General features: G+C 64.3%; 22 protein-coding genes. 10 read left to right on the forward strand and 12 right to left on the reverse strand.

All coding sequences use genetic code 11. The features are described 5' to 3' along the window. Positions 1-43 precede the first annotated feature (43 nt). From AC1TXO_RS21785 to AC1TXO_RS21800, 4 genes are all read left to right on the forward strand, one after another. A complete protein-coding gene (locus tag AC1TXO_RS21785; protein WP_486403649.1) occupies positions 44-1,420 on the forward strand; it encodes an L-serine ammonia-lyase in 1,377 nt (458 codons plus the stop codon). A 26-nt stretch (positions 1,421-1,446) separates the two neighbouring features. Next, positions 1,447-2,568, forward strand: coding sequence for a glycine cleavage system aminomethyltransferase GcvT (gcvT, locus tag AC1TXO_RS21790; RefSeq protein ID WP_486403650.1), 1,122 nt, complete (start codon positions 1,447-1,449; stop codon positions 2,566-2,568). Between the two features lie 346 nt (positions 2,569-2,914). Next, positions 2,915-3,127, forward strand: coding sequence for a cold-shock protein (locus tag AC1TXO_RS21795; RefSeq protein ID WP_046854299.1), 213 nt, complete (start codon positions 2,915-2,917; stop codon positions 3,125-3,127). Between the two features lie 93 nt (positions 3,128-3,220). Further along, complete coding sequence (locus tag AC1TXO_RS21800) at positions 3,221-3,709, forward strand: RDD family protein (protein ID WP_486403651.1); 489 nt, start codon at positions 3,221-3,223, stop codon at positions 3,707-3,709. 81 nt (positions 3,710-3,790) lie between these two features. Here AC1TXO_RS21800 and lptG read toward each other — a convergent pair whose 3' ends face one another. Next, positions 3,791-4,852 (reverse strand): LPS export ABC transporter permease LptG, encoded by a 1,062-nt coding sequence (gene lptG / locus AC1TXO_RS21805; RefSeq protein ID WP_486403652.1) that lies wholly within the window; start codon positions 4,850-4,852, stop codon positions 3,791-3,793. After that, positions 4,845-5,960: an LPS export ABC transporter permease LptF gene (lptF, locus tag AC1TXO_RS21810; protein ID WP_486403653.1), complete on the reverse strand. Its 1,116-nt coding sequence runs from the start codon at positions 5,958-5,960 to the stop codon at positions 4,845-4,847. The genes lptG and lptF overlap by 8 nt, the downstream gene beginning before the upstream one ends. Positions 5,961-6,314: 354 nt before the next feature. On the opposite strand from lptF, the gene AC1TXO_RS21815 reads away from it, so the two are divergent. The 5 genes from AC1TXO_RS21815 (at position 6,315) to rlmF (ending at position 12,861) form a co-directional block, all read left to right on the forward strand. Continuing rightward, entirely contained in the window at positions 6,315-7,808 is a 1,494-nt protein-coding gene (locus tag AC1TXO_RS21815; protein WP_486403654.1) for a leucyl aminopeptidase, read from the forward strand. Between the two features lie 130 nt (positions 7,809-7,938). Continuing rightward, on the forward strand, positions 7,939-8,367 hold the full coding sequence (locus AC1TXO_RS21820; protein ID WP_486403655.1) for a DNA polymerase III subunit chi: 429 nt from the start codon (positions 7,939-7,941) through the stop codon (positions 8,365-8,367). Positions 8,368-8,372: 5 nt separating this feature from the next. Then, on the forward strand, positions 8,373-8,738 hold the full coding sequence (locus AC1TXO_RS21825) for a DNA polymerase III subunit chi (RefSeq protein ID WP_486403656.1): 366 nt from the start codon (positions 8,373-8,375) through the stop codon (positions 8,736-8,738). A gap of 161 nt (positions 8,739-8,899) precedes the next feature. Beyond that, on the forward strand, positions 8,900-11,746 hold the full coding sequence (locus tag AC1TXO_RS21830) for a valine--tRNA ligase (protein ID WP_486403657.1): 2,847 nt from the start codon (positions 8,900-8,902) through the stop codon (positions 11,744-11,746). Positions 11,747-11,904: 158 nt separating this feature from the next. Then, positions 11,905-12,861, forward strand: a complete 957-nt coding sequence (rlmF, locus tag AC1TXO_RS21835; RefSeq protein WP_486403658.1) for a 23S rRNA (adenine(1618)-N(6))-methyltransferase RlmF — start codon at positions 11,905-11,907, stop codon at positions 12,859-12,861. 50 nt (positions 12,862-12,911) lie between these two features. Here the strand turns inward: rlmF and AC1TXO_RS21840 are convergent, their stop codons facing one another. Together AC1TXO_RS21840 and AC1TXO_RS21845 are read right to left on the reverse strand one after the other, a co-directional pair. Further along, entirely contained in the window at positions 12,912-13,193 is a 282-nt protein-coding gene (locus tag AC1TXO_RS21840) for an HU family DNA-binding protein (RefSeq protein WP_054894359.1), read from the reverse strand. 23 nt (positions 13,194-13,216) lie between these two features. Further along, complete coding sequence (locus AC1TXO_RS21845; protein ID WP_486403659.1) at positions 13,217-13,486, reverse strand: hypothetical protein; 270 nt, start codon at positions 13,484-13,486, stop codon at positions 13,217-13,219. Between the two features lie 99 nt (positions 13,487-13,585). Here AC1TXO_RS21845 and yejK point away from each other — a divergent pair, with 99 nt between their 5' ends. After that, positions 13,586-14,593, forward strand: coding sequence for a nucleoid-associated protein YejK (gene yejK, locus AC1TXO_RS21850; RefSeq protein ID WP_486403660.1), 1,008 nt, complete (start codon positions 13,586-13,588; stop codon positions 14,591-14,593). Here yejK and AC1TXO_RS21855 read toward each other — a convergent pair. The 8 genes from AC1TXO_RS21855 to murA form a co-directional block, all read right to left on the reverse strand. Then, on the reverse strand, positions 14,574-14,882 hold the full coding sequence (locus AC1TXO_RS21855; RefSeq protein ID WP_486403661.1) for a GIY-YIG nuclease family protein: 309 nt from the start codon (positions 14,880-14,882) through the stop codon (positions 14,574-14,576). The genes yejK and AC1TXO_RS21855 overlap by 20 nt on opposite strands. Further along, the gene (locus AC1TXO_RS21860) at positions 14,875-15,360 is read right to left on the reverse strand and encodes a nuclear transport factor 2 family protein (protein ID WP_486403662.1); all 486 of its coding nucleotides are present in this window, start codon (positions 15,358-15,360) and stop codon (positions 14,875-14,877) included. Before AC1TXO_RS21860 ends, AC1TXO_RS21855 begins: the two co-directional genes overlap by 8 nt. A gap of 106 nt (positions 15,361-15,466) precedes the next feature. Beyond that, positions 15,467-16,747 (reverse strand): CynX/NimT family MFS transporter, encoded by a 1,281-nt coding sequence (locus tag AC1TXO_RS21865; protein WP_486403663.1) that lies wholly within the window; start codon positions 16,745-16,747, stop codon positions 15,467-15,469. Positions 16,748-16,761: 14 nt separating this feature from the next. Then, the gene (locus tag AC1TXO_RS21870) at positions 16,762-17,409 is read right to left on the reverse strand and encodes a FadR/GntR family transcriptional regulator (RefSeq protein ID WP_486403664.1); all 648 of its coding nucleotides are present in this window, start codon (positions 17,407-17,409) and stop codon (positions 16,762-16,764) included. Between the two features lie 133 nt (positions 17,410-17,542). Next, positions 17,543-18,589, reverse strand: a complete 1,047-nt coding sequence (gene hisC, locus AC1TXO_RS21875) for a histidinol-phosphate transaminase (protein ID WP_486403665.1) — start codon at positions 18,587-18,589, stop codon at positions 17,543-17,545. A 2-nt stretch (positions 18,590-18,591) separates the two neighbouring features. Beyond that, positions 18,592-19,914: a histidinol dehydrogenase gene (gene hisD, locus AC1TXO_RS21880; protein WP_486403666.1), complete on the reverse strand. Its 1,323-nt coding sequence runs from the start codon at positions 19,912-19,914 to the stop codon at positions 18,592-18,594. Between the two features lie 127 nt (positions 19,915-20,041). Then, positions 20,042-20,677 carry an ATP phosphoribosyltransferase gene (gene hisG / locus AC1TXO_RS21885; protein ID WP_029613592.1) on the reverse strand — a complete coding sequence of 212 codons (636 nt, stop codon included), beginning with the start codon at positions 20,675-20,677 and terminating at the stop codon, positions 20,042-20,044. 102 nt (positions 20,678-20,779) lie between these two features. Further along, entirely contained in the window at positions 20,780-22,045 is a 1,266-nt protein-coding gene (gene murA, locus AC1TXO_RS21890) for a UDP-N-acetylglucosamine 1-carboxyvinyltransferase (RefSeq protein ID WP_486403667.1), read from the reverse strand. Between the last annotated feature and the right edge of the window lie 22 nt (positions 22,046-22,067).

Consider the following 22,067-nt stretch of genomic DNA (forward strand, 5'->3'; position numbering starts at 1 on the left):
CAGGCTCTTCCCATCAACCCGCCGAACTTGGCAGGAGGTCAGCATGTCACTCAGCGTCTTCGACCTGTTCAAGATCGGCATCGGCCCTTCCAGCTCTCATACCGTCGGCCCGATGCGCGCTGCCGCACGTTTCGCCGAAGGGCTGCGCCGTGACGGCCTGCTGGCCGCCACCGCCAGCGTCAAGGCCGAGCTCTACGGCTCGCTCGGCGCCACCGGCAAGGGTCACGGCAGCGACAAGGCGGTACTGCTGGGCCTGGAGGGTGAGCACCCCGACAGCGTCGACACCGACTCCATCCCCGCACGCCTGCAGGCCATCCGCGACAGCGGCCACCTGCGCCTGCTCGGCGAGCATCCGATCAACTTCGTCGAGAAGCAGCATCTGGCGATGATCCGCAAGCCGCTGGACTACCATCCCAACGGCATGATCTTTCGCGCCTTCGATGCCGCCGGGCTGCAGATTCGCAGCCGCGAGTACTACTCGGTGGGCGGCGGTTTCGTGGTCGACGAGGACGCTGCCGGGCAGGACCGCATCGTCGAGGACAGCACCGCACTGACCTATCCGTTCAAGACCGCCAGGGAACTGCTCGGGCACTGCAGCGCGCAGCAACTGTCGATCAGCCAGGTGATGCTGGCCAACGAGGCCGCCTGGCGCCCGGAACAGGAAACCCGCAGCGGCCTGCTGCATATCTGGCAAGTCATGCAGGATTGCGTCGAGGCCGGTTACCGTCATGAGGGCATCCTGCCCGGCGGGCTCAAGGTCAAGCGCCGCGCGCCGGCGCTCTACCGCCAGCTCAGCCGCCACCCGGAAGCCAGCCTGCGCGATGCGTTGTCGGTGCTCGACTGGGTCAACCTCTACGCGCTGGCGGTCAACGAGGAAAATGCCCACGGCGGCCGTGTGGTCACCGCGCCCACCAACGGCGCGGCGGGCATCGTTCCGGCCGTGCTGCACTACTACATGCGCTTCGTGCCCGGCGCCAGCGAAGACGGTGTGGTGCGCTTTCTGCTCACTGCCGCGGCAATCGGCATCCTGTACAAGGAAAACGCCTCGATTTCAGGCGCCGAGGTCGGCTGCCAGGGCGAAGTCGGCGTGGCCTGTTCGATGGCTGCCGGTGCTCTCTGCGAAGTGATGGGCGGGACGGTGCAACAGGTCGAGAATGCCGCCGAAATCGGCATGGAGCACAACCTGGGCCTGACCTGCGACCCGATCGGCGGGCTGGTCCAGGTGCCCTGCATCGAGCGCAACGCAATGGGCTCGGTCAAGGCGATCAATGCCGTACGCATGGCCCTGCGCGGCGACGGCCAGCATTTCGTCTCGCTCGACAAGGTCATCCGCACCATGCGCCAGACCGGCGCCGACATGAAAAGCAAATACAAGGAGACCGCCCGCGGCGGTCTGGCCGTCAACATCATCGAATGTTGACCCGAACAAAAACCAAGGAGTCACCGATGTCCGAAACACTGCTCAAGACCCCGCTGCACGCCCTTCACCTGGAACTGGGCGCACGCATGGTGCCGTTCGCAGGCTTCGACATGCCTGTGCAGTATCCGCTGGGGGTACTCAAGGAGCACCTGCACACCCGCGAGCAGGCGGGGCTGTTCGATGTCTCGCACATGGGCCAGATCGTGCTGCGCGGCAGCGATGCGGCCCAGGCCCTGGAAAGCCTGGTGCCGGTGGATATCATCGACCTGCCGGTGGGCATGCAGCGCTACGCCATGTTCACCAACGAGCAGGGTGGCATCCTCGACGACCTGATGGTCGCCAACCTGGGCGACGACACCCTGTTCCTGGTGGTCAATGCCGCCTGCAAGGAGCAGGACCTGGCGCACCTGCAACGGCACATCGGCCAGCGCTGCGATATCCAGCCACTGTTCGAGGAACGTGCCCTGCTGGCCCTGCAAGGTCCGGCGGCGGTGAAGGTACTGGAGCGCCTGGCACCGGAAGCGGCCAGCATGACGTTCATGCAGTTCCGGCCACTGCAGTTGCTGGGCGAGGACTGCTTCGTCAGCCGCTCGGGCTACACCGGCGAGGACGGCTACGAAATCTCGGTGCCGGCCGCCGCTGCGCAGGCCCTGGCCCGACGCCTGCTGGCCGAGCCCGAGGTGCAACCCATCGGCCTGGGCGCGCGCGACTCGCTGCGCCTGGAAGCCGGGCTGTGCCTGTATGGCCACGACATGGACACCCAGACCACCCCCATCGAAGCCAGCTTGCTGTGGGCGATCTCCAAGGTACGTCGCGCCGACGGCGCACGCGCCGGTGGCTTCCCGGGCGCTGAAACGGTGTTCGCCCAACAGCGTCAAGGGGTGCCCCGCAAGCGGGTTGGCCTGCTGCCACAGGAGCGCACGCCGGTTCGCGAGGGTGCCGAGATCGTCGATGCGGCCGGCAACCCGGTCGGCAAGGTCTGCAGCGGAGGCTTCGGACCGACCCTCGGCGCCCCGGTGGCGATGGGTTATGTCGATAACGAACATACCGCACTGGAGACACCACTGTTCGCGCTGGTGCGCGGCAAGCAAGTTGCCTTGAAAGTCAGCAAAATGCCTTTCGTGGCGCAACGTTACTACCGGGGTTGAAAGCGATCTGGCAACAGTTCGCTTATTCGTTTACGAACCTGTGCAATAACTTTTGAACATGGCGCCAGGCCAGGCGCCATGCCGTTTCCGACAATTTTGTCGGTAATCGGCAAAAGCCTCGGGCAGGGCACCGTGGAGGGCTTGTTTTTGTCGCCGGAGTTGGCGTAGAGTCATCTCACTGTGTTTGCATGGGTCGCAACAGTTCGTGACCTGGGCCAGTAGCCGCAATTTGCTACAACCCGTTCGACGTCTCTTACTTTCCTGCAACCCAGCCCCAGTACTCTTTCGTCTTTTCGATGCGAAAGAAACTGAAATCACTATCTGAAGATTCATAGGAAATAAGAAAATGGCTGAGCGTCAGAACGGTACCGTCAAGTGGTTCAATGACGAGAAAGGTTACGGCTTCATCACTCCAGAGAGCGGTCCGGATCTGTTCGTTCACTTCCGTGCCATCCAGGGCAACGGCTTCAAGAGCCTGAAAGAAGGCCAGAAAGTCACCTTCGTTGCTGTGCAGGGCCAGAAAGGCATGCAGGCTGACGAAGTACAAGCAGAAGGCTGATTTCTGTAAAAAAGCCCCTGCGTTGACGCGCAGGGGCTTTTTTGTGCCTGCAATTCCATAGAATGAGGGCTTTCCATCCCGGAGCCGTCCTGCATGTCCAAGCGTCCACTCACCCCCCAGGGCGATTTCCCCCCCGCCGCCCTTGGGCGCCGCCTGGCGGCAATGTTCTACGACTTCCTCCTGTGCACTGCCCTGCTGATCGTCACGGCAGGTATCTACAAGCTGATCCAGATGTCGATCATCGGCGAGGCGCGCATGCGTGAGCTGACCGAGGCCGGCGCGCTCGATGGCGACCCGCTGTTGTCCACGGTACTGCTGTTCGCCCTGTTCGGCTTCTTCGCCAAGTTCTGGACCCATGGCGGCCAGACCCTGGGCATGCAGGTGTGGGGCGTGCGCGTGCAGAATGCCGACGGCAGCGCGATCAGCCTGTGGCAGGCGCTGCTGCGCTTCGTGGTGTCGATCGCCTCGTGGCTGTGCCTGGGGCTTGGGTTCATCTGGTCGCTGTTCGACAAGCGCAAGCGCAGCTGGCACGACATCTATTCCGAAACCCAGCTGGTGCGGATTCCCAAGCAGAAGAAATGAAGCCCGTGCTGCCCACGCGCACCGATCGCGGCAAAAAACAAAGCCGACCCTGAGGTCGGCTTTGTCGTGCAGCTCAGGCCGTCAGCCGGCCCGGCGCAACAGCCACACCCCCGCCAGTGCACAGATCCCTGCAGGAATCACCACCGCCAGCAACGGCGGGAAGCCGAACACCTGGCTCGATGGCCCCAGCAGGTCCTGGGCGATGCGGAACACGAAGCCCACCAGTACGCCGGTGAACACGCGCTGGCCGAGGGTGACCGAACGCAGCGGGCCGAAGATGAAGGAGATCGCCATCAGTACCAGCGCAGCGGTCACCGCCGGCTGCAGGATCTTGGTCCAGAACGCCAGCCAGTAGCGGGCGTTGTTCAGGCCCTGGTCGGCCAGGTAGTGGATGTACTCCCACAACCCGGTGATCGACAGCGACTCAGGCGGCAGGACCACGGTGTTGAGCAGCTCGGGCGTCACCGACACGTCCCAGGTCTCCTCGGGCGCCTGCACCACTTCGGTGTGATCGCCACGGAAGAAGGTGGTGTTGACGTCATGCAGCACCCAGCGCTCATCCTTGTACAGGGCGCGACGGGCAAAGCTGGAGCTGACGATCTTGCGCTGGTCATCGAAACGGTAGCGGGTCACACCCAGCAGCAGGCCGTTGGGCTGTACCGAGTTGATGTGCACGAACTCCTCGCCCTGACGGTGCCACATGCCGCGCTTGGAGCTCTGCGCCTCGCCACCGCCCTGGGCCAGCGAACGCTCGGCCTGGGCCTTGTTCTCGGTCACTGGCGCGACGTACTCGCCGATCAGCAGGCCGACCAGCATCAGCACCAGCATCGGCTTCATCACCGCCCAGACGATACGGCCGATGGACACGCCGGCCGCACGCATGATGGTCAGCTCGCTGCTGCTGGCCAGGCTGCCCAGGCCGATCAGGCAGCCGATCAGTGCCGCCATCGGCAGCATGTCGTAGAGCCGGCGCGGGGCGGTCAACAGCACATAGCTGCTGGCGTCGAGCAGGGTGTAGGTGTCGCTCAGGTCGCCCATCTCGTCGATGAAGGCGAACAGCGAGGCCAGCCCGAGGATGATACCCAGCACAGCGAGGATCGCCAGCAGCACGCTCTGGCCGATATAGCGGTCGATCTTAACCATGGACCACCCCCGCACGACGCTCGGCCATCTTCAGGCGCAGTGGCTCCCAGTACATCAGCCCCAGGCCGATGAGCAGGAACAGCGCATGCACCCACCAGATGCCCAGGGAAATCGGCAACTTGCCCTTTTCGAGGGCGCCACGAACGGAGATCAGCATCGTCAGGTAGGCCATGTACAGGAGAATCGCCGGCAGCAGCTTGAGGAAACGGCCCTGGCGCGGGTTGACCTTGGCCAGCGGCACCGCCAGCAGGGTCACGATGAATACCAGCAGCGGCAACGACAGGCGCCATTGCAGCTCGGCGCGCTCCCGCAGGCCGTCATGCCCGAACAGGTCGGTGGTCGGAATGGCTTCGCGCTCGGTGACCTCTTCGCTGACTTCGGGCTTGGGCAGCAGCACGCCATAGGTGTCGTACTTGATCGCCCGGTAGTCGGCCTGGCCTGGGTTGCCATCATAGCGATAGCCATTTTCCAGGATCAGGTAGCGATTGCCGTCAGGCTGCACTTCCTGATGGCCTTTTTCCGCAACCAGTACCGACGGTGCGCGGTCCTTGGTCTTGTCCTGGTTGAAGCGCTTCTCGGATATGAATACGCCACCCAGATTGACGCGATCGTCGGACATCTGCTCGGTGTAGGTCACGCGGGTACCGTCGCGCAGGGTCTGGAAGCGACCGGGCACGAGCGTATCGAACTCGGTCAGCGCATCCTGCTGGGCGATGATCTTCTGCACCTGGGCGACACCCAGCGGGGCCAGGCTCAGGCTCAGCCAGGCGACCACCAGTGCAACCACTGCAGCCGGCACCAGGGTCAGCGTCAGCAAGCGCTGCTGGCTCATGCCGGTGGCCGAGAGCACGGTCATCTCGCTCTCCAGGTAGAGACGGCCGTAGGCCAGCAGGATGCCGAGGAACAACCCCAGCGGCAGGATCAACTGCAGGAAGCCCGGCAGACGGAAGCCCATGATCAGGAACAGCACGCCCGGATCGAGCGCACCCTGGGCCGCCTGGGCCAGGTACTTGATGAAGCGTCCGCTCATGATGATCACCAGCAGCACGGCGCTGACGGCGCTCAAGGTCACCAGGACCTCGCGGGACAGATAACGAAAGACGATCAAACCAGACACTCCTGGGTTGTCAGGGGCGGATTGCCAGACAATGACTTAGTACAGCCAAGACCCATGCCGGTTCGCCCGAGGCGAACCTCCATGTAAAAGTGCGCGCATTATCCTGTGATTGGGCGCGCCTGTCACTTGGCGGCGCATGACAGCAGTTGTCACGCCCGCAAAAATGCGGCAAAGCCCCACCTGTATAGCGCACACGGCCCCGCAAAAGCATAGACCGGGGTTGTCAGCAAGGCGGCGGCAGGCTCAAACTGGCTGCTTTTCCACTGGCCCGCGACCACGCGGCCAGGCCTGCCGCACCTATCGTGCTGCAGTGGCCAATTGCAAAGATCATTCGGGGAACCTGACATGGAACTGGTTGTAAAGACCGTAGCCGCAGCATCCGTGAAAACCGCCACCCTGGTCGTGCCGGTCGGTGAAGGCCGCAAGCTTGGCAACGTGGCCAAGGCCGTCGATCAGGCGACCGATGGCGCCATCAGTGCCCTGCTCAAGCGCGGCGACCTGGCCGGCAAGCCGGGCCAGACCCTGTTGCTGCAGAACCTGCCGGGCCTGAAGGCCGACCGCGTGCTGCTGGTCGGCAGCGGCAAGGACGAAGCGCTGGGCGACCGTACCTGGCGCAAGCTGGTCGCCAGTGTCGCCGGTGTGCTGCGCAATCTGGCCGGCACCGACGCCGTGCTGGCCCTGGACGACATCGCCGTGACCAACCGTGACGGTCACTACGGCAAATATCGCCTGCTGGCCGAAACCCTGCTCGACGGCACCTACGTGTTCGACCGCTTCAAGAGCCAGAAGGCCGAACCCCGTGCACTGAAGAAAGTCACCCTGCTCGCCGACAAGGCCGGCCTCGGCGAAGTCGAGCGCGCGGTCAAGCACGCCACCGCCATCACCACCGGCATGAGCCTGACCCGCGACCTGGGCAACCTGCCGCCGAACATCTGCCACCCAAGCTTCCTCGCCGAGCAGGCCAAGGAGCTGGGCAAGGCGCACAAGGGCCTGAAGGTCGAAGTGCTCGACGAGAAGAAGATCAAGGACCTGGGCATGGGCGCGTTCTACGCCGTGGGCCAGGGCAGCGACCAGCCGCCACGCCTGATCGTCATGCAGTACCAGGGCGCCAGGAAGAGCGACAAGCCGTTCGTGCTGGTCGGCAAGGGCATCACCTTCGACACCGGCGGCATCAGCCTCAAGCCCGGCGCCGGCATGGATGAGATGAAGTACGACATGGGCGGTGCCGCCAGTGTGTTCGGCACCCTGCGCGCCGTGCTCGAACTGCAGTTGCCGATCAACCTGGTGTGCCTGCTGGCCTGCGCCGAGAACATGCCGAGCGGTGGCGCCACCCGCCCGGGCGACATCGTCACCACCATGAGCGGGCAGACCGTCGAGATCCTCAACACTGACGCCGAAGGGCGCCTGGTGCTGTGCGACACCCTGACCTACGCCGAACGCTTCAAGCCGCAGGCAGTCATCGACATCGCCACCCTGACCGGTGCCTGCATCGTCGCCCTGGGCAGCCACACCTCCGGCCTGATGGGCAACAGTGACGATCTGGTCGGCCAGTTGCTCGATGCCGGCAAGCACGCCGATGACCGTGCCTGGCAGCTGCCGCTGTTCGACGAATACCAGGAGCAGCTGGACAGTCCGTTCGCCGACATCGCCAACATCGGCGGCCCGAAGGCCGGCACCATTACTGCCGGTTGCTTCCTCTCGCGCTTCACCAAGAACTACAGCTGGGCTCACCTGGACATCGCCGGCACCGCCTGGGTCAGCGGTGGCAAGGACAAGGGCGCCACCGGCCGTCCGGTGCCGCTGCTGACCCAGTACCTGCTGGATCGCGCGGGCGTCTGATGGCGCAGGACCGTGGCGGCCTCATCGGGTCAAGCGCAGCGCTGTCGGCTGCGCATGACCTTTGTGAGCGGGCTTGCCCCGCGATGAGGCCGCCCCGGACACTCCTCCACCCAGCTCACCCTGACCGATCATGAGCAAAGTCGACTTCTACATCCTCCCCAGCGACTCCCTTGACGCACGCCTGGACTTCGCCTGCAAGCTCTGCGAAAAAGCCTGGCGGCTCGGTCACCGGGTCTACCTGCACTGCCAGAACGACGCACAGCGCAGCGCGCTGGACCAACGCCTGTGGCATTTCAAGGGCGAGGCCTTCGTGCCCCACGACCTGGCCGAGCAGCATGCCGATGCCCGTGTTGCACTGGGCCTGGGCGACAGTGCCGGAGAGCACCGAGACCTGCTGATCAACCTGGGCGCCGACGTACCGGGGTTCGTCGGCCAGTTCGAACGGGTTGCCGAGATCGTCGTCGAGGAGGCCAGCATCCGCCAGTCGGCCCGCGAACGGTTCCGTTTCTACCGTGAACAGGGCTATGCTCTGCAAGACCACCGCTTACAGCGACTTTGACGACGATGGACAAACCCGCTTCGCTCACCCAATCCGCCCACCTGCTCGACGACCTGGAGTCGATTCGCCAGTTGCTTGGCGACGCCGACCTGCAACCGCCGCTGCTGACCGAGACCGTCGAACAGATCCCGCTGTTGCTCGATGAGCCCGCCGGCACTGCCGCGGCGGTCGAGCAACCGGCTGCCGCCGCGCCCGAAGACGATGCCCAGGCGCGCCGCCAGGACACCCTGCTGCACCTCGATGCAGAGCTGCGCGCGGCTGCGCAGTCGATCATGCAGGACGTGATCAACGATTTCACCCCGCACATCGAGACCGAGATCAAGCGTCGCCTCGAAGCGCGGATGGAGCGGTTGATCAAGCGCTCCGAGTAAGCACGAACATTCACGGTACGGCCTTCGCCGCTGCGATTTACCCGCGAAGGCCGCACCTCGTCCGCAAGGCATGCACAACGCTCGCAGCTTGTCGCCTGAAACTCCCGGCTCCGTTATACTCTTCGGCTTTTCCGTATTTATGCCTAAGGGTCCCGCCGCGCATGGATAAGACCTACCAGCCGCACGCCATCGAAACTTCCTGGTACAACACCTGGGAGTCCGAGAACTATTTCGCCCCACAAGGTGCAGGCGAGTCCTACACCATCATGATCCCGCCGCCGAACGTGACCGGCAGCCTGCACATGGGCCACGGCTTCAACAACGCGATCATGGACGCCCTGATCCGTTTCCGCCGCATGCAGGGTCGCGACACCCTGTGGCAGCCAGGCACCGACCACGCCGGCATCGCTACCCAGATGCTGGTGGAGCGCCAGCTCGAGGCGAAAGGCCAGAACCGTCATGACCTGGGCCGCGAAAAGTTCCTGGAAAAGGTCTGGGAGTGGAAGGACCAGTCCGGCGGCAACATCAGCCGTCAGATCCGTCGCCTGGGTTCGTCGGTCGACTGGAGCCGCGAGCGCTTCACCATGGACGACGGCCTGTCCGAGGCGGTCAAGGAAGCCTTCGTGCGCCTGCACGAAGACGGCCTGATCTACCGCGGCAAGCGCCTGGTCAACTGGGACACCAAGCTGCACACGGCGATTTCCGACCTCGAGGTGGAAAACCACGACGAGAAGGGCCACCTGTGGAACCTGCGCTACCCGCTGGCCGATGGTGCCACCACGGCCGAGGGCAAGGACCACCTGGTGGTCGCCACCACCCGTCCGGAAACCCTGCTCGGTGACGTCGCCGTCGCCGTCAACCCGAGCGACGAGCGCTACCAGGCGCTGATCGGCAAGTTCGTCGAGCTGCCGCTGGTCGGCCGCCGCATCCCGATCATCGCCGACGACTACTGCGACCCCGAGTTCGGTACCGGCTGCGTGAAGATCACCCCGGCCCACGACTTCAACGACTATGAAGTCGGCAAGCGCCACAACCTGCCGCTGCTGAACATCTTCGACAAGAACGCCACCGTGCTCGCCGCGGTACAGGCCTTCAACCTCGACGGCAGTGTCAACGAACAACTCGACACCAGCCTGCCTACGCAGTACGCCGGCCTCGACCGCTTCGTCGCGCGCAAGCAGATGGTCGCCGACCTGGACGCCCAGGGCCTGTTGGTCAGCGTCGACGACCACGCCCTGAAAGTGCCGAAAGGCGACCGCTCCGGCACCGTCATCGAACCGTGGCTGACCGACCAGTGGTACGTCTCCACCAAGCCGCTGGCAGAACCTGCCATCGCCGCCGTGGAAGACGGCCGCATCCAGTTCGTACCCAAACAGTACGAGAACATGTACTTCTCCTGGATGCGCGACATCCAGGACTGGTGCATCAGCCGCCAGCTGTGGTGGGGCCACCGCATCCCGGCGTGGTACGACGAGGCCGGCCAGGTCTATGTCGGCCGCGACGAGCAAGAGGTCCGCGCCAAGCACGGCCTGGGCGCCGACGTCACCCTGCGCCAGGACGACGACGTGCTCGACACCTGGTTCAGCTCGGGCCTGTGGACCTTCTCCACGCTTGGCTGGCCGGAGCAGACCGAGTTCCTGAAGAAATTCCACTCCACCGACGTATTGGTCACAGGCTTCGACATCATCTTCTTCTGGGTCGCCCGGATGATCATGCTGACCATGCACCTGATCAAGAACGAGGACGGCACCCCGCAGGTTCCGTTCAAGACCGTGTACGTGCACGGCCTGGTGCGCGATGGCCAGGGCCAGAAGATGTCCAAGTCCAAGGGCAACGTGCTCGACCCGCTGGACATCGTCGACGGCATCACCCTTGAAGCGCTGCTGGAAAAGCGCACCAGCGGCATGATGCAGCCCAAGCTGGCCGAGAAGATCGCCAAGCAGACCAAGGCCGAGTTCCCCGAAGGCATCGCCAGCTACGGCACCGACGCCCTGCGCTTCACCTTCTGCTCGCTGGCTTCCACCGGCCGTGACATCAAGTTCGACATGGGCCGCGTCGAAGGCTATCGCAACTTCTGCAACAAGATCTGGAACGCCGCCCGCTACGTGCTGGACAAGGGCGAGGACTGCGGCCAGAACGGCGAGGCCTACGAGCTGTCGCTGGCCGATCGCTGGATCATCTCGCAACTGCAGCGCACCGAAGCCGAGGTCACCCGTCAGCTCGAGCAGTTCCGCTTCGACCTGGCCAGCCAGGCGCTGTACGAGTTCGTCTGGAACCAGTACTGCGACTGGTACCTGGAACTGTCCAAGCCGGTGCTGTGGGACGAGAACGCGCCGGTCGAACGAGCCCGCGGCACCCGCCGCACGCTGGTGCGCGTGCTCGAAGTGGTGCTGCGCCTGGCGCATCCGTTCATGCCGTTCATCACCGAGGAGATCTGGCAGCGCATCGCGCCGCTGGCTGGCATCCAGGGCAAGACCATCATGCTGCAACCGTGGCCAGTGGCCAATGAGAGCCGCATCGATGCGGGCGCCGAAGGTGACATCGAGTGGCTCAAGGAGCTGATGGTCGGCCTGCGCAACATCCGCGCCGAGATGAACATCGGCCCGGGCAAGCCGCTGCCGCTGTTCCTGAAGAACGCCAACGCCGACGACCAGCGCCGCCTGCAGGAAAACGAAGCGCTGCTCAAGAAGCTGGCCAAGGTCGAGACCTTCACCGTGCTCGGCGAGCAGGACGAAGCGCCGCTGTCGGCCACCGCGCTTGTCGGTGACCTACAAGTGCTGGTGCCGATGGCCGGGCTGATCGACAAGGATGCCGAGCTGGCGCGCCTGAACAAGGAAATCCAGCGCCTGCAGGGCGAGGTCCAGCGCGTCGGCGGCAAGCTGTCCAATGCCGCCTTCGTCGACAAGGCACCGCCTGCGGTGATCGAGAAGGAACGTGCCAAGCTGGCCGAGTCGGAGCAGGCCCTGGCCAACTTCACCGAGCAGCATGCGCGGATCGCTGCGCTGTAACCTGACATTGCTGAACTGACCGGCGAGGGCTTCGCCCTCGTTCGCGGCCAAGGCCGCTCCCACAGGAATGGGCTGTCTTCGATCCTGTGGGAGCGGCCTTGGCCGCGAATGGGCCACCCTGCGGCCTCTGGCCAGTGCAAGCGACACCGGACACGAGCATGACCCAGAACAAACCCACCCTGCACCCGCGCAACCGCCACCAGGGCCGCTATGACTTCCCCAGCCTGATCAAGGCCCATCCTGATCTGGCCCGCTTCACCATCACCAACCCCCACGGCAAGCCCAGCATCGACTTCGCCAACCCCGAGGCGGTACGGGTGTTCAACCGCGCCCTGCTCAAGGCGCAGTACGGCATCCAGCACTGGGACATCCCCGCCGACTACCTCTGCCCGCCGATTCCCGGCCGTGCCGACTACATCCATGTGCTGGCCGACCTGCTGGCCGGGGACAACGCCGGTGAAATACCCCGTGGCGCCCAGGTGCGGGCACTGGACGTCGGCGTCGGCGCCAACTGCATCTACCCGCTGCTCGGCTACAGCGATTACCGCTGGCGCTTCCTCGGCTCGGACATCGACACCACGGCGCTGGCCTCGGCCAGGGCAATCGTCCAGGCCAATGGCCTGACCAAGGCCATCACCCTGCGCCAGCAGGCCAACCGCAAGCACATCCTCAGCGGCCTGCTGCAGGGCGACGAGCGCTTCGACCTGACCCTGTGCAACCCACCCTTCCACAGCTCGCGCGAGGAGGCCACCCGTGGCAGCCAGCGCAAATGGAAGAACCTGGGCAAGCAGGATCCCACCCGCAAGCTGCCGGTGCTGAACTTCGGCGGGCAGAACAACGAGCTGTGGTGCGAGGGCGGCGAGATCCGCTTCGTCACCCAACTGGTGAACGAAAGCGTGCAGTACGGCGGGCAGGTGCTGTGGTTCACCAGCCTGGTGTCCAAGGCCAGCAACGTCCCCGGTATCGAAGCGGCGCTGAACAAAGCGGGGGTGAAAGCCCAGCGCATCATCGAGATGGGCCAGGGGCAGAAGCAGAGCCGCATGGTCGCCTGGAGCTTCCTCGAGGAGGACGCACGCAAGGCCTGGCATGGCGCCAGGGGCAAACCGCAGGCATGAAAAAACCGCGCCCGGACAGGCCGGGCGCGGTTTCAATGAAGCATCGACAATTACTTGTTGATGGCGTCGTTCAGGACCTTGGCCGGTACGAACTTGACGACTTTCTTGGCAGCGATTTCGATGGCAGCGCCAGTCGAAGGGTTGCGGCCGGTACGGGCAGGACGCTCGGAGACTTTCAGCTTGCCGATGCCTGGCAGGGTGATTTCAGCGCCGTTTTCCAGTTGGTCGGCGACGATCTGGCCCAGTTGCTCCAGGGCGTTGCGCGCGGTGGTTTTCGGCGCGTCGATGGCTTCAGCGATGTCGGCAATCAGTTGGTCTTTGGTCAATGCCATGGTGGTGTTCCTTCCCTATCAAATCAGAGGTATGCAGCGTGCTTCATCGTTATCGGGCCTGCGCGGAAGGTCCGGCGAGCCTCGCCAATCGCGTATGTAGATACGAAAATCAGCGTTTGGTTCGACACGACGCAAGCGAGCTGCCAGCAATGCGCCACCCCAAGGGGCGCAAGACGGCGCAAAGCTAACACAGGAATCAGGAAATATCCGCTGTCGACCGTGATTTTATTCAGGTTTTTCGGGGGTTTGCCCGAAATCATCGGTTTTTTGCACAAAAAACGAACAACAGTCATTTCCGCCAATATCTGGCCACTGCATCACCCCCACCCTGCGGTAAACTGAGCGACTTTGCAGCGCGGCCTCGCACCGCTCACCCACTTTCAGAGAATTCCATGCCAATCCGTCATTGCATCGTTCACCTGATCGACAAGAAGCCCGACGGCAGCCCCGCCGTGCTCCATGCGCGAGACACCGAACTGGCGGCGTCGGACGCCATCGAAAACCTCCTGGCCGATCTCAACGACAGCTACAACGCCAAACAGGGCAAAGCCTGGGGCTTCTTCCACGGAGAATCCGGCGCCTACCCGCTCAGTGGCTGGCTCAAGCAGTACCAGGAAGAAGAAAAAGACTTCACCACTTTCAGCCGCATCGCAGTCGAGCACCTGCAGAAGCTGATGGAAGAGTCCAACCTCTCCACGGGTGGCCACGTGCTGTTCGCCCATTATCAGCAAGGCATGACCGAGTACCTGGTCATCGCCCTGCTGCACCACAGCGAAGGCGTGGCCGTGAACGCCGAACTGGACGTCACCCCATCGCGGCACCTGGACCTTGGCCAATTGCACCTGGCCGCGCGCATCAACCTGTCGGAGTGGAAGAACAACCAGCACTCCAAGCAGTACATTTCCTTTATCAAAGGCAAGAACGGCAAGAAGGTGTCGGATTACTTCCGCGACTTCATCGGCTGCCAGGAGGGCGTCGACGGCCCGGGCGAAACCCGCACCCTGCTCAAGGCGTTCAGCGATTTCGTCGAAAGCGAGGACCTGCCCGAGGAAGCCGCCCGCGAGAAGACCCAGACCCTGGTCGAATACGCCACCAGCCAGACCAAACAGGGCGAGCCGATCACCCTGGAGGAACTGTCGAGCCTTATCGACGAAGATCGCCCCAAGGCCTTCTTCGATCATATCCGCAACAAGGACTACGGCCTGTCGCCGGAAATTCCTGCGGACAAACGCACCCTCAACCAGTTCCGCCGCTTCACCGGCCGTGCCGAAGGGCTGTCGATAAGCTTCGAAGCGCACCTGCTGGGCTCGAAGATCGAATACGACGAAGAGGCCGGCACCCTGGTGATCAAGGGCCTGCCGACGCAACTGATCGATCAGCTCAAGCGTCGCAAGGACTGAGCCCACTCGCAGCCTGGGCGAAGGAGGCAACCAGCGCCTCCTTCGCCGACTTGCGCAGCTTCTTCACCAGTCGCTCCTGACGCAGGGCTTGGCCCTTGTCCGGCCATTGCTCGACATAAACCAGCGCCTGGGCAGGGCTGGTCTTGAAATAACGCGCGCCCTGCCCTTTGCAGTGCTTCTGGAAGCGCCGCTGCGGATCGTCGCTGATGCCGCAATACAACGAGCCATTGGCGGCCCGTACCAGGTAGACATACCAGGGCTTGGCCAGCGTTTGCTGTTCCTCAGCCACGTGGCACTTGCGCTCCCTGTTGATAGGCGCGCAAGCCCTTGAGCGCCTGGTGGCGCACCTTGTTGCGCACAACCGGCGACCAGCCCAGCAGTACGCCTGGCATGCCGAGCGCCTGGCGCGACCAGCGCCACAGGTCGAAGCTGTCGTCGTGCTGGCAGATCAGCCCGTCACGGAACACGAAACGGGCCTGGATGTCGTTGACCACCGTACGCCCGGTCTGGCTGAACAAGTAGGTGGCGACCCAATGGGCACTGCCACCACGTGCATCCGCACGCACGCTGTCGAAAGTCAGGGAGAAATCCTTGGCCCGGGCGGCCAGCATTCGCCACATGTCACCCGCATCCTTGCCGCGCAAAGTGCCAAAGGCCGGGTCGCTGAAAACGATGTCATCGCTGTAGCAGGCCACCATGGCCTCGGCGTCCAGGCGCTGGAAGGCCTGGTAGAAACGGGTGATCAGGGCGCTGTTGGCGTCACTCATGGTGCAGGTCCGTCCAGGGAATCGAGAGCTGCACGATAATCTGCCCGCAGCCCGGACGCCATGGTCATTTGCGCGGTGAATGAGCCCGCGTCGCACACCGGCGGGCTTACACTCGCTCGCTGACGACCTGCACATGCAGCGCACGGCCTGCGCCCAGGCCGAAGATGATCGCGCCGATTCCCAGCACCGCGAAGATCCAGCCCACCGCCGCCCAGCCGCCGGTAAGGTCATGCACCAACCCGACGGCGAACGGCCCCATCGACGCCAGCGTGTAGCCGACCCCCTGGGCCATGCTCGACAGGTTCGCGGCCACGTGCGAATCCTTCGAGCGCAACACGATCAGGGTCAGGGCCAGGGCAAAGGTGCCGCCCTGGCCCAGGCCCAGCAGTACTGCCCAGCCCCACAATCCCGAGATCGGTGCATACAGGCAGCCGAACAGACCGGCGAGCGTGACCAGCATCACCACCACGATCGCCAGGCGCTGGTCCTTGCCGCGGGTGGCCAGCCAGGGGGCGCTGAGCGAGCTGATCAACTGCACCAGCACCGAGCCGGACAGCACCAGCCCGGCCTCGGTCGGGCTCAGGCCGCGACCGATGAGAATCGACGGCAGCCAGCCAAACACGATATAGGCCAGCGAGGATTGCAGCCCCATGTACAGGGTCACCTGCCAGGCCAGCGGATCACGCCACAGCCCGCGCACCCGATAGGCGACCTGATGGGCGCCGTGGCCCTGGCGCGCCTGGGGCGACCAGACCAGCATCGCCAGCAGCGCTGGCACCAGCCAGAAGCCCAGACCCAGGCTCCAGTCACCGCCGAAATGCTGACTCAACGGTACGGTGCTGCCCGCCGCCATGGCCGCGCCCAGGCACAGGGCCATGGTATAGACGCCGGTCAGGGTGCCGGCATGCGCCGGGAAGTCACGCTTGACGATGCCCGGCAGCAACACACCGATGATACCGATGCTGGCACCGGCAATCAGGCTACCGACGAACACACCGGCCACCCCGAGGGCGCTGCGCAGCAGAATGCCCAGGGCCAGGGTCAGCAGGATGCCGAGGATTACACGCTCGCTGCCGAAGCGGCGCGCAAGCACCGGCGCAAGCGGCGCAAAAAGCCCCAGGCACAGTACCGGCAGCGTGGTCAGCAAGCCGGCAGCCGAGGCATTGAGCCCCAGGCCCTCGGACACCTGGCCCAGCACCGGCGCCATGCTCGACAGCGCCGGGCGCAGGTTCAGCGCCACCAGCACCAGGCCCAGTAGCAGCAACCAGGGCCGAGCCACTACCACCGGCTGCTGTTGGACCTGCTCGTCGTCAGCCTCGGCGTCGATCAGCAGTTCGTCCAGCTCGGCATCTGTCTTGGAGCGATTGGGCATCGTTTGTTCAGGCATGGGGGCACTCGGGCTCAGGATTCGATAAGTGCCCGGCTCAGGCGCTTGGCCGTGTCCGGGTCTCGTTGCTCGATGGCATCAAGGATCTGCACGTGCAAGTCGAACACCCGCTGCCTGCGGGGGCTTGCGCTCATGTTGTGCTGCACGGCAGCAGCGACGACGCTCGAAAAGTAGCGGTACAGCTCACTCAACGCCGGGTTGTGGGCGGCGTCCACCAGGCGCTGATGGAATACCAGGTCACAGCTGACGTAGGTGTCCAGATCGCCGTGGAAGTGGGCACAACTGTGCTGCAGCGCCTCACGCAGCCCCTGCAGGTCGGCATCGGTGCGACGCAGGGCGGCAAGTCCGATGGCCTCGGCCTCGAGGATGCAGCGGGTCTCGCGGGCGTGCTCGACGGTACAGCTCGACAGGGCCTGCACGGTCTGCAGCGGGTCCTGGACAGTGCGCAGGTAGCTGCCGTCGCCCTGGCGCACCTCCACCAGACCTGCGAATGCCAGTACGCGCACGGCTTCTCGCACGGTGTTTCGACTGATGCCGAGTTCCAGGGCCAGTTCCGGCTCGGTCGGCAGGCGTTGACCCACCGTCCAGTCACCCCGGGCGATACGTTCGCGCAACAGCTCGACCGCCTGCTCTACCAGCGAACGCTTGATAAGGAGCGACATGCTTACGTCCAGTCATCGGATGAATTTACAAAGTGCAACGATATCGCTCAAATGCATCGCGGGGCAAGCCCGCTCCTGCTTGTTCATTGGCTGCAGGAGCGGGCTTGCCCCGCGATCAGACCAGCGTCAGCTATCAGTCCAGCGCGTCGATCAACGCCTGGTTCATCTCCGGAGTACCGACGGTGATGCGCAGGAATTGCGCGATGCGCGCCTGCTTGAAGTGACGCACGATCACGCCTTGCTCACGCAGGCGTGCCGCCAGCCCGGCGGCATCGTGCTGCGGGTGGCGGGCGAAGATGAAGTTGGCCGCCGAGGGCAGCACCTCGAAACCACGCGCCGTCAATTGCTCGACCAGCGCTTCACGGCTGTCGATGACCTTGCGGCAGGTTTCGACGAAATAGGCGTGGTCTTCGAACGCCGCCGCCGCACCGACGATGGCCATGCGATCCAGCGGGTAGGAGTTGAAGCTGTTCTTGATCCGCTCCAGCGCCTCGATCAGGTCAGGGTGTCCGACCGCCAGCCCCACACGCAGACCGGCGAGCGAGCGCGACTTGGACAGGGTCTGGGTCACCAGCAGGTTGTCGTAGCGACCCACCAGGGCGATGGCGGTTTCGCCGCCAAAGTCGATGTAGGCTTCATCCACCACCACCACCGAATCACGGTTGGCCTCGAGCAGCTGCTCGATGGCCTGGAGCGGCAGCAGGCAGCCAGTCGGCGCATTGGGGTTGGGGAAGATGATTCCGGCGTTGGGCTTGTTGTAGTCCTCGATGCGGATCTGGAACTGCTCATCCAGCGCCACCTGCTCGAAGTCGATGCCGTACAGGCCGCAATACACCGGGTAGAAGCTGTAGCTGATATCCGGGAACAGCAGCGGCGCGCCGTGCTGGAACAGGCCGTGGAAGATGTGTGCCAACACCTCGTCCGAGCCGTTGCCGACGAATACCTGTGCCGTGCTCACCCCGTAGTGGCTGGCCACCGCCTGCTTGAGCAGGTCGCTGTTCGGGTCCGGGTACAGGCGCAGGTTGTCGCCCACCTCGCCGCGCATGGCCTCCAGCGCCTTGGGCGAGGGGCCGTAGGGGTTCTCGTTGGTGTTGAGCTTGACCAGGCGGGCCAGTTTGGGCTGCTCGCCCGGCACGTAGGGCACCAGGTCCTTGACGAAGGGGCTCCAGAATCGACTCATGCTCAGTTCCCCTTCTCGTTGAGGATGCGGTATTCGGCACTGCGGGCGTGGGCGGTCAACGACTCGCCACGGGCCAGCACGGATGCGGTGTGACCGAGCTCGGAGGCGCCTTGCTCGGAACAGAAGATGATCGACGAACGCTTCTGGAAGTCATAAACGCCCAGCGGCGAGGAAAAACGCGCGGTGCCGGAAGTCGGCAGCACGTGGTTCGGTCCTGCGCAATAGTCGCCCAGCGCTTCGCTGGTGTGACGCCCCATGAAGATCGCACCGGCGTGGCGGATCTGCGGCAGCCAGGCCTGCGGGTCGGCGACCGACAGCTCCAGGTGCTCGGGGGCGATGCGGTTGGCCACCTCGATGGCCTGCTGCATGTCACGCACCTGAATCAGCGCACCACGGCCATTGATCGATTTCTCGATGATCTCGGCGCGCTCCATGGTCGGCAGCAACCTGGCAATGCTCGCCGCCACCCGGTCGAGGAAGGCTGCGTCGGGACTGACCAGGATCGCCTGGGCATCTTCGTCGTGCTCGGCCTGGGAGAACAGGTCCATGGCGATCCAGTCAGGATCGGTCTGGCCATCGCAGACCACGAGGATTTCCGAAGGGCCGGCGATCATGTCGATACCGACCTGGCCGAACACGTGGCGTTTGGCAGTGGCCACGTAGATGTTGCCCGGGCCGACGATCTTGTCGACCTGCGGCACGCTCTCGGTGCCGTAGGCCAACGCCGCAACGGCCTGTGCGCCGCCGACGGTGAACACGCGGTCGACACCGGCGATGCAGGCTGCGGCCAGCACCAGCTCGTTGATCTCGCCTCGCGGGGTCGGCACGACCATGACCACCTCACCGACACCGGCAACCTTGGCGGGGATGGCGTTCATCAGCACCGACGAGGGGTAGGACGCCTTGCCGCCCGGTACGTAAAGGCCGGCACGGTCGAGCGGAGTGACCTTCTGGCCAAGGACCGTGCCATCGGCCTCGGTGTACTGCCAGGAGTCCTGCTTCTGTCGCTCGTGGTAGCTGCGCACACGGTTGGCGGCTGTTTCCAGCGCCTCGCGTTGAGCGGGGGTGATGCGGCTCAGGGCCAGTTCCAGGCGCTCGCGCCGCAGAATCAGGTCATCGATGGACTTGGCGTCGACACCATCGAAGCGCTGGGTGAACTCCACCAGCGCAGCATCGCCACGCTCGCGCACGGCCTTGATGATGTCGAGCACCCGCTGGTTGACCGCGTCATCGGACACGCTTTCCCAGCTCAGCAGATGATCCAGGTGTCGTGCGAAATCCGGATCAGCGGCGTTGAGACGGGCAATTGCAGTGGACACGGTCATGACGAGGGCCTCGTTTAGGTAGCGAATGCTCAGGCGCCCTAGGCTACCAGTCGATCCGCGCGGGCACCCGAGAAAAGTGGCTATGACGCGGATAGACGGGCGCGACAGCGGAGGTCGCGCGCAGAAGTCAGCCGCGGTGTCGCGATTCGACAGCCTTGCGCAGGGTGTCGATGAGTGTCTGGATGCGGGCGTGCTGCATCTTCATGGAGGCCTTGTTCACCACCAGGCGCGAACTGATCGTGGCGATCAGTTCCTGGGGCTCGAGACCGTTGGCGCGCAGGGTGTTGCCGGTGTCGACCACGTCGATGATCTTGTCGGCGAGGTTGATCAGCGGCGCCAGCTCCATGGAGCCGTACAGCTTGATGATGTCGACCTGGCGGCCTTGCTCGGCGTAGTAGCGCTTGGCTACGTTGACGAACTTGGTGGCCACACGCAGCCGGCCCTTGGGCTCGGGAGCGCCTACCACACCGGCGGTCATCAGCTTGCACTGGGCAATCTGCAGGTCCAGCGGCTCGTACAGGCCCTGGCCACCGTACTCCATCAACACGTCCTTGCCGGCCACACCCAGGTCGGCGGCACCATGCTCGACATAGGTCGGCACATCGGTGGCACGCACGATGAGCAGGCGAACATCATCCTGCGTGGTGGGGATGATCAGCTTGCGGCTCTTGTCCGGATTCTCGGTCGGCACGATGCCGGCCTCGGCGAGCAGCGGCAGGGTATCGTCGAGAATACGGCCCTTGGATAGCGCGATGGTCAACATTGGAGCGTCGGTCCTTATGCGGCTACAGCCGGCCGGGGTGTTGACCCGACCGCGTTCGATTCGGCTGGCACGTCCCTGTGCCGATCACAGCAGAGGGTGCGACTAACCCGGTACGCGACGGATCTTCGCGCCCAGCATCTGCAGCTTCTCCTCGATGCACTCATAGCCACGGTCGATGTGGTAGATGCGGTCGATCAGCGTATCACCTTCGGCGACCAGTGCCGACAGCACCAGGCTCGCCGAGGCGCGCAGGTCGGTGGCCATCACCGGAGCACCCTTGAGCGTGTTGACCCCGGTGACGATGGCGGTATTGCCTTCGACCTGGATCTGCGCACCCATGCGGTGCATCTCGTACACGTGCATGAAGCGGTTTTCGAAGATGGTCTCGATCACCGCACCCGTGCCTTCGGCAATGGCGTTGAGGGAGATGAACTGCGCCTGCATGTCGGTCGGGAAGGCCGGGTACGGGGCGGTGCGCAGGTTGACGGCCTTGGGCCGCTTGCCGTGCATGTCCAGTTCGATCCAGTCTTCACCGGTGGTGATGTCGGCACCGGCTTCCTTGAGCTTCTCCAGGACAGCTTCGAGGATGGTCGGATCGGTATCCTTGACCTTGACGCGACCGCCAGTGACGGCTGCTGCGACGAGGTAGGTGCCGGTCTCGATGCGGTCGGGCATGACCCGATAGCTGGCCGAGTGCAAGCGTTCGACGCCATCGATGGTGATGGTGTCGGTACCAGCGCCCTGGATCTTCGCGCCCATGGCGATGAGGAAGTTGGCCAGGTCGACCACTTCAGGCTCGCGCGCGGCGTTCTGCAGCACGCTGCGGCCTTTGGCCAGGGCAGCGGCCATCATGATGTTCTCGGTACCGGTCACGCTGACGGTGTCGAAGAAGAAGTGCGCACCGCGCAGCCCGCCTTCTGGCGCCTTGGCCTTGATGTAGCCACCTTCGACCTCGATCTTCGCGCCCATGGCTTCCAGGCCGCGAATGTGCAGGTCGACCGGACGCGAACCGATGGCGCAGCCGCCTGGCAGGGCGACTTCCGCCTCACCGAAACGCGCGACCATCGGGCCGAGCACCAGGATCGAGGCACGCATGGTCTTGACCAGTTCGTACGGTGCGACCAGGGTCTTGATGGTGCGTGGGTCGATCTCGACCGCCAGCTTTTCGTCGATCACAGGCTCGATGCCCATGCGCCCGAACAGCTCGATCATCGTGGTGATGTCGTGCAGGTGCGGCAAGTTGCCGACGGTCACCGGGCCATCGGCCAGCAGGGTGGCCGAGAGGATCGGCAGGGCCGCGTTCTTGGCCCCGGAAATGCGGATCTCGCCGTCAAGGCGCGCGCCGCCAGTAATAATCAGTTTGTCCATTGCAATCTCGCCGCCAACGTTG

The sequence above is a fragment of the Pseudomonas sp. FA117 genome, assembly GCF_057370475.1.

Excerpts from the sequence above, each read along its gene's own strand:
- AC1TXO_RS21870 (WP_486403664.1), bottom strand. The coding sequence starts at position 17,409 with ATGTCGCTCCTTATCAAGCGTTCGCTGGTAGAGCAGGCGGTCGAGCTG.
- AC1TXO_RS21840 (WP_054894359.1), bottom strand. The coding sequence starts at position 13,193 with ATGGCATTGACCAAAGACCAACTGATTGCCGACATCGCTGAAGCCATC.
- yejK (WP_486403660.1), top strand. The coding sequence starts at position 13,586 with ATGCCAATCCGTCATTGCATCGTTCACCTGATCGACAAGAAGCCCGAC.
- AC1TXO_RS21800 (WP_486403651.1), top strand. The coding sequence starts at position 3,221 with ATGTCCAAGCGTCCACTCACCCCCCAGGGCGATTTCCCCCCCGCCGCC.
- AC1TXO_RS21830 (WP_486403657.1), top strand. The coding sequence starts at position 8,900 with ATGGATAAGACCTACCAGCCGCACGCCATCGAAACTTCCTGGTACAAC.
- AC1TXO_RS21785 (WP_486403649.1), top strand. The coding sequence starts at position 44 with ATGTCACTCAGCGTCTTCGACCTGTTCAAGATCGGCATCGGCCCTTCC.
- lptG (WP_486403652.1), bottom strand. The coding sequence starts at position 4,852 with ATGGTTAAGATCGACCGCTATATCGGCCAGAGCGTGCTGCTGGCGATC.
- AC1TXO_RS21815 (WP_486403654.1), top strand. The coding sequence starts at position 6,315 with ATGGAACTGGTTGTAAAGACCGTAGCCGCAGCATCCGTGAAAACCGCC.
- gcvT (WP_486403650.1), top strand. The coding sequence starts at position 1,447 with ATGTCCGAAACACTGCTCAAGACCCCGCTGCACGCCCTTCACCTGGAA.
- murA (WP_486403667.1), bottom strand. The coding sequence starts at position 22,045 with ATGGACAAACTGATTATTACTGGCGGCGCGCGCCTTGACGGCGAGATC.
- AC1TXO_RS21865 (WP_486403663.1), bottom strand. The coding sequence starts at position 16,747 with ATGCCTGAACAAACGATGCCCAATCGCTCCAAGACAGATGCCGAGCTG.
- AC1TXO_RS21860 (WP_486403662.1), bottom strand. The coding sequence starts at position 15,360 with ATGAGTGACGCCAACAGCGCCCTGATCACCCGTTTCTACCAGGCCTTC.
- AC1TXO_RS21825 (WP_486403656.1), top strand. The coding sequence starts at position 8,373 with ATGGACAAACCCGCTTCGCTCACCCAATCCGCCCACCTGCTCGACGAC.
- AC1TXO_RS21820 (WP_486403655.1), top strand. The coding sequence starts at position 7,939 with ATGAGCAAAGTCGACTTCTACATCCTCCCCAGCGACTCCCTTGACGCA.
- AC1TXO_RS21795 (WP_046854299.1), top strand. The coding sequence starts at position 2,915 with ATGGCTGAGCGTCAGAACGGTACCGTCAAGTGGTTCAATGACGAGAAA.
- hisG (WP_029613592.1), bottom strand. The coding sequence starts at position 20,677 with ATGTTGACCATCGCGCTATCCAAGGGCCGTATTCTCGACGATACCCTG.
- AC1TXO_RS21845 (WP_486403659.1), bottom strand. The coding sequence starts at position 13,486 with ATGACTGTTGTTCGTTTTTTGTGCAAAAAACCGATGATTTCGGGCAAA.
- hisC (WP_486403665.1), bottom strand. The coding sequence starts at position 18,589 with ATGAGTCGATTCTGGAGCCCCTTCGTCAAGGACCTGGTGCCCTACGTG.
- rlmF (WP_486403658.1), top strand. The coding sequence starts at position 11,905 with ATGACCCAGAACAAACCCACCCTGCACCCGCGCAACCGCCACCAGGGC.
- hisD (WP_486403666.1), bottom strand. The coding sequence starts at position 19,914 with ATGACCGTGTCCACTGCAATTGCCCGTCTCAACGCCGCTGATCCGGAT.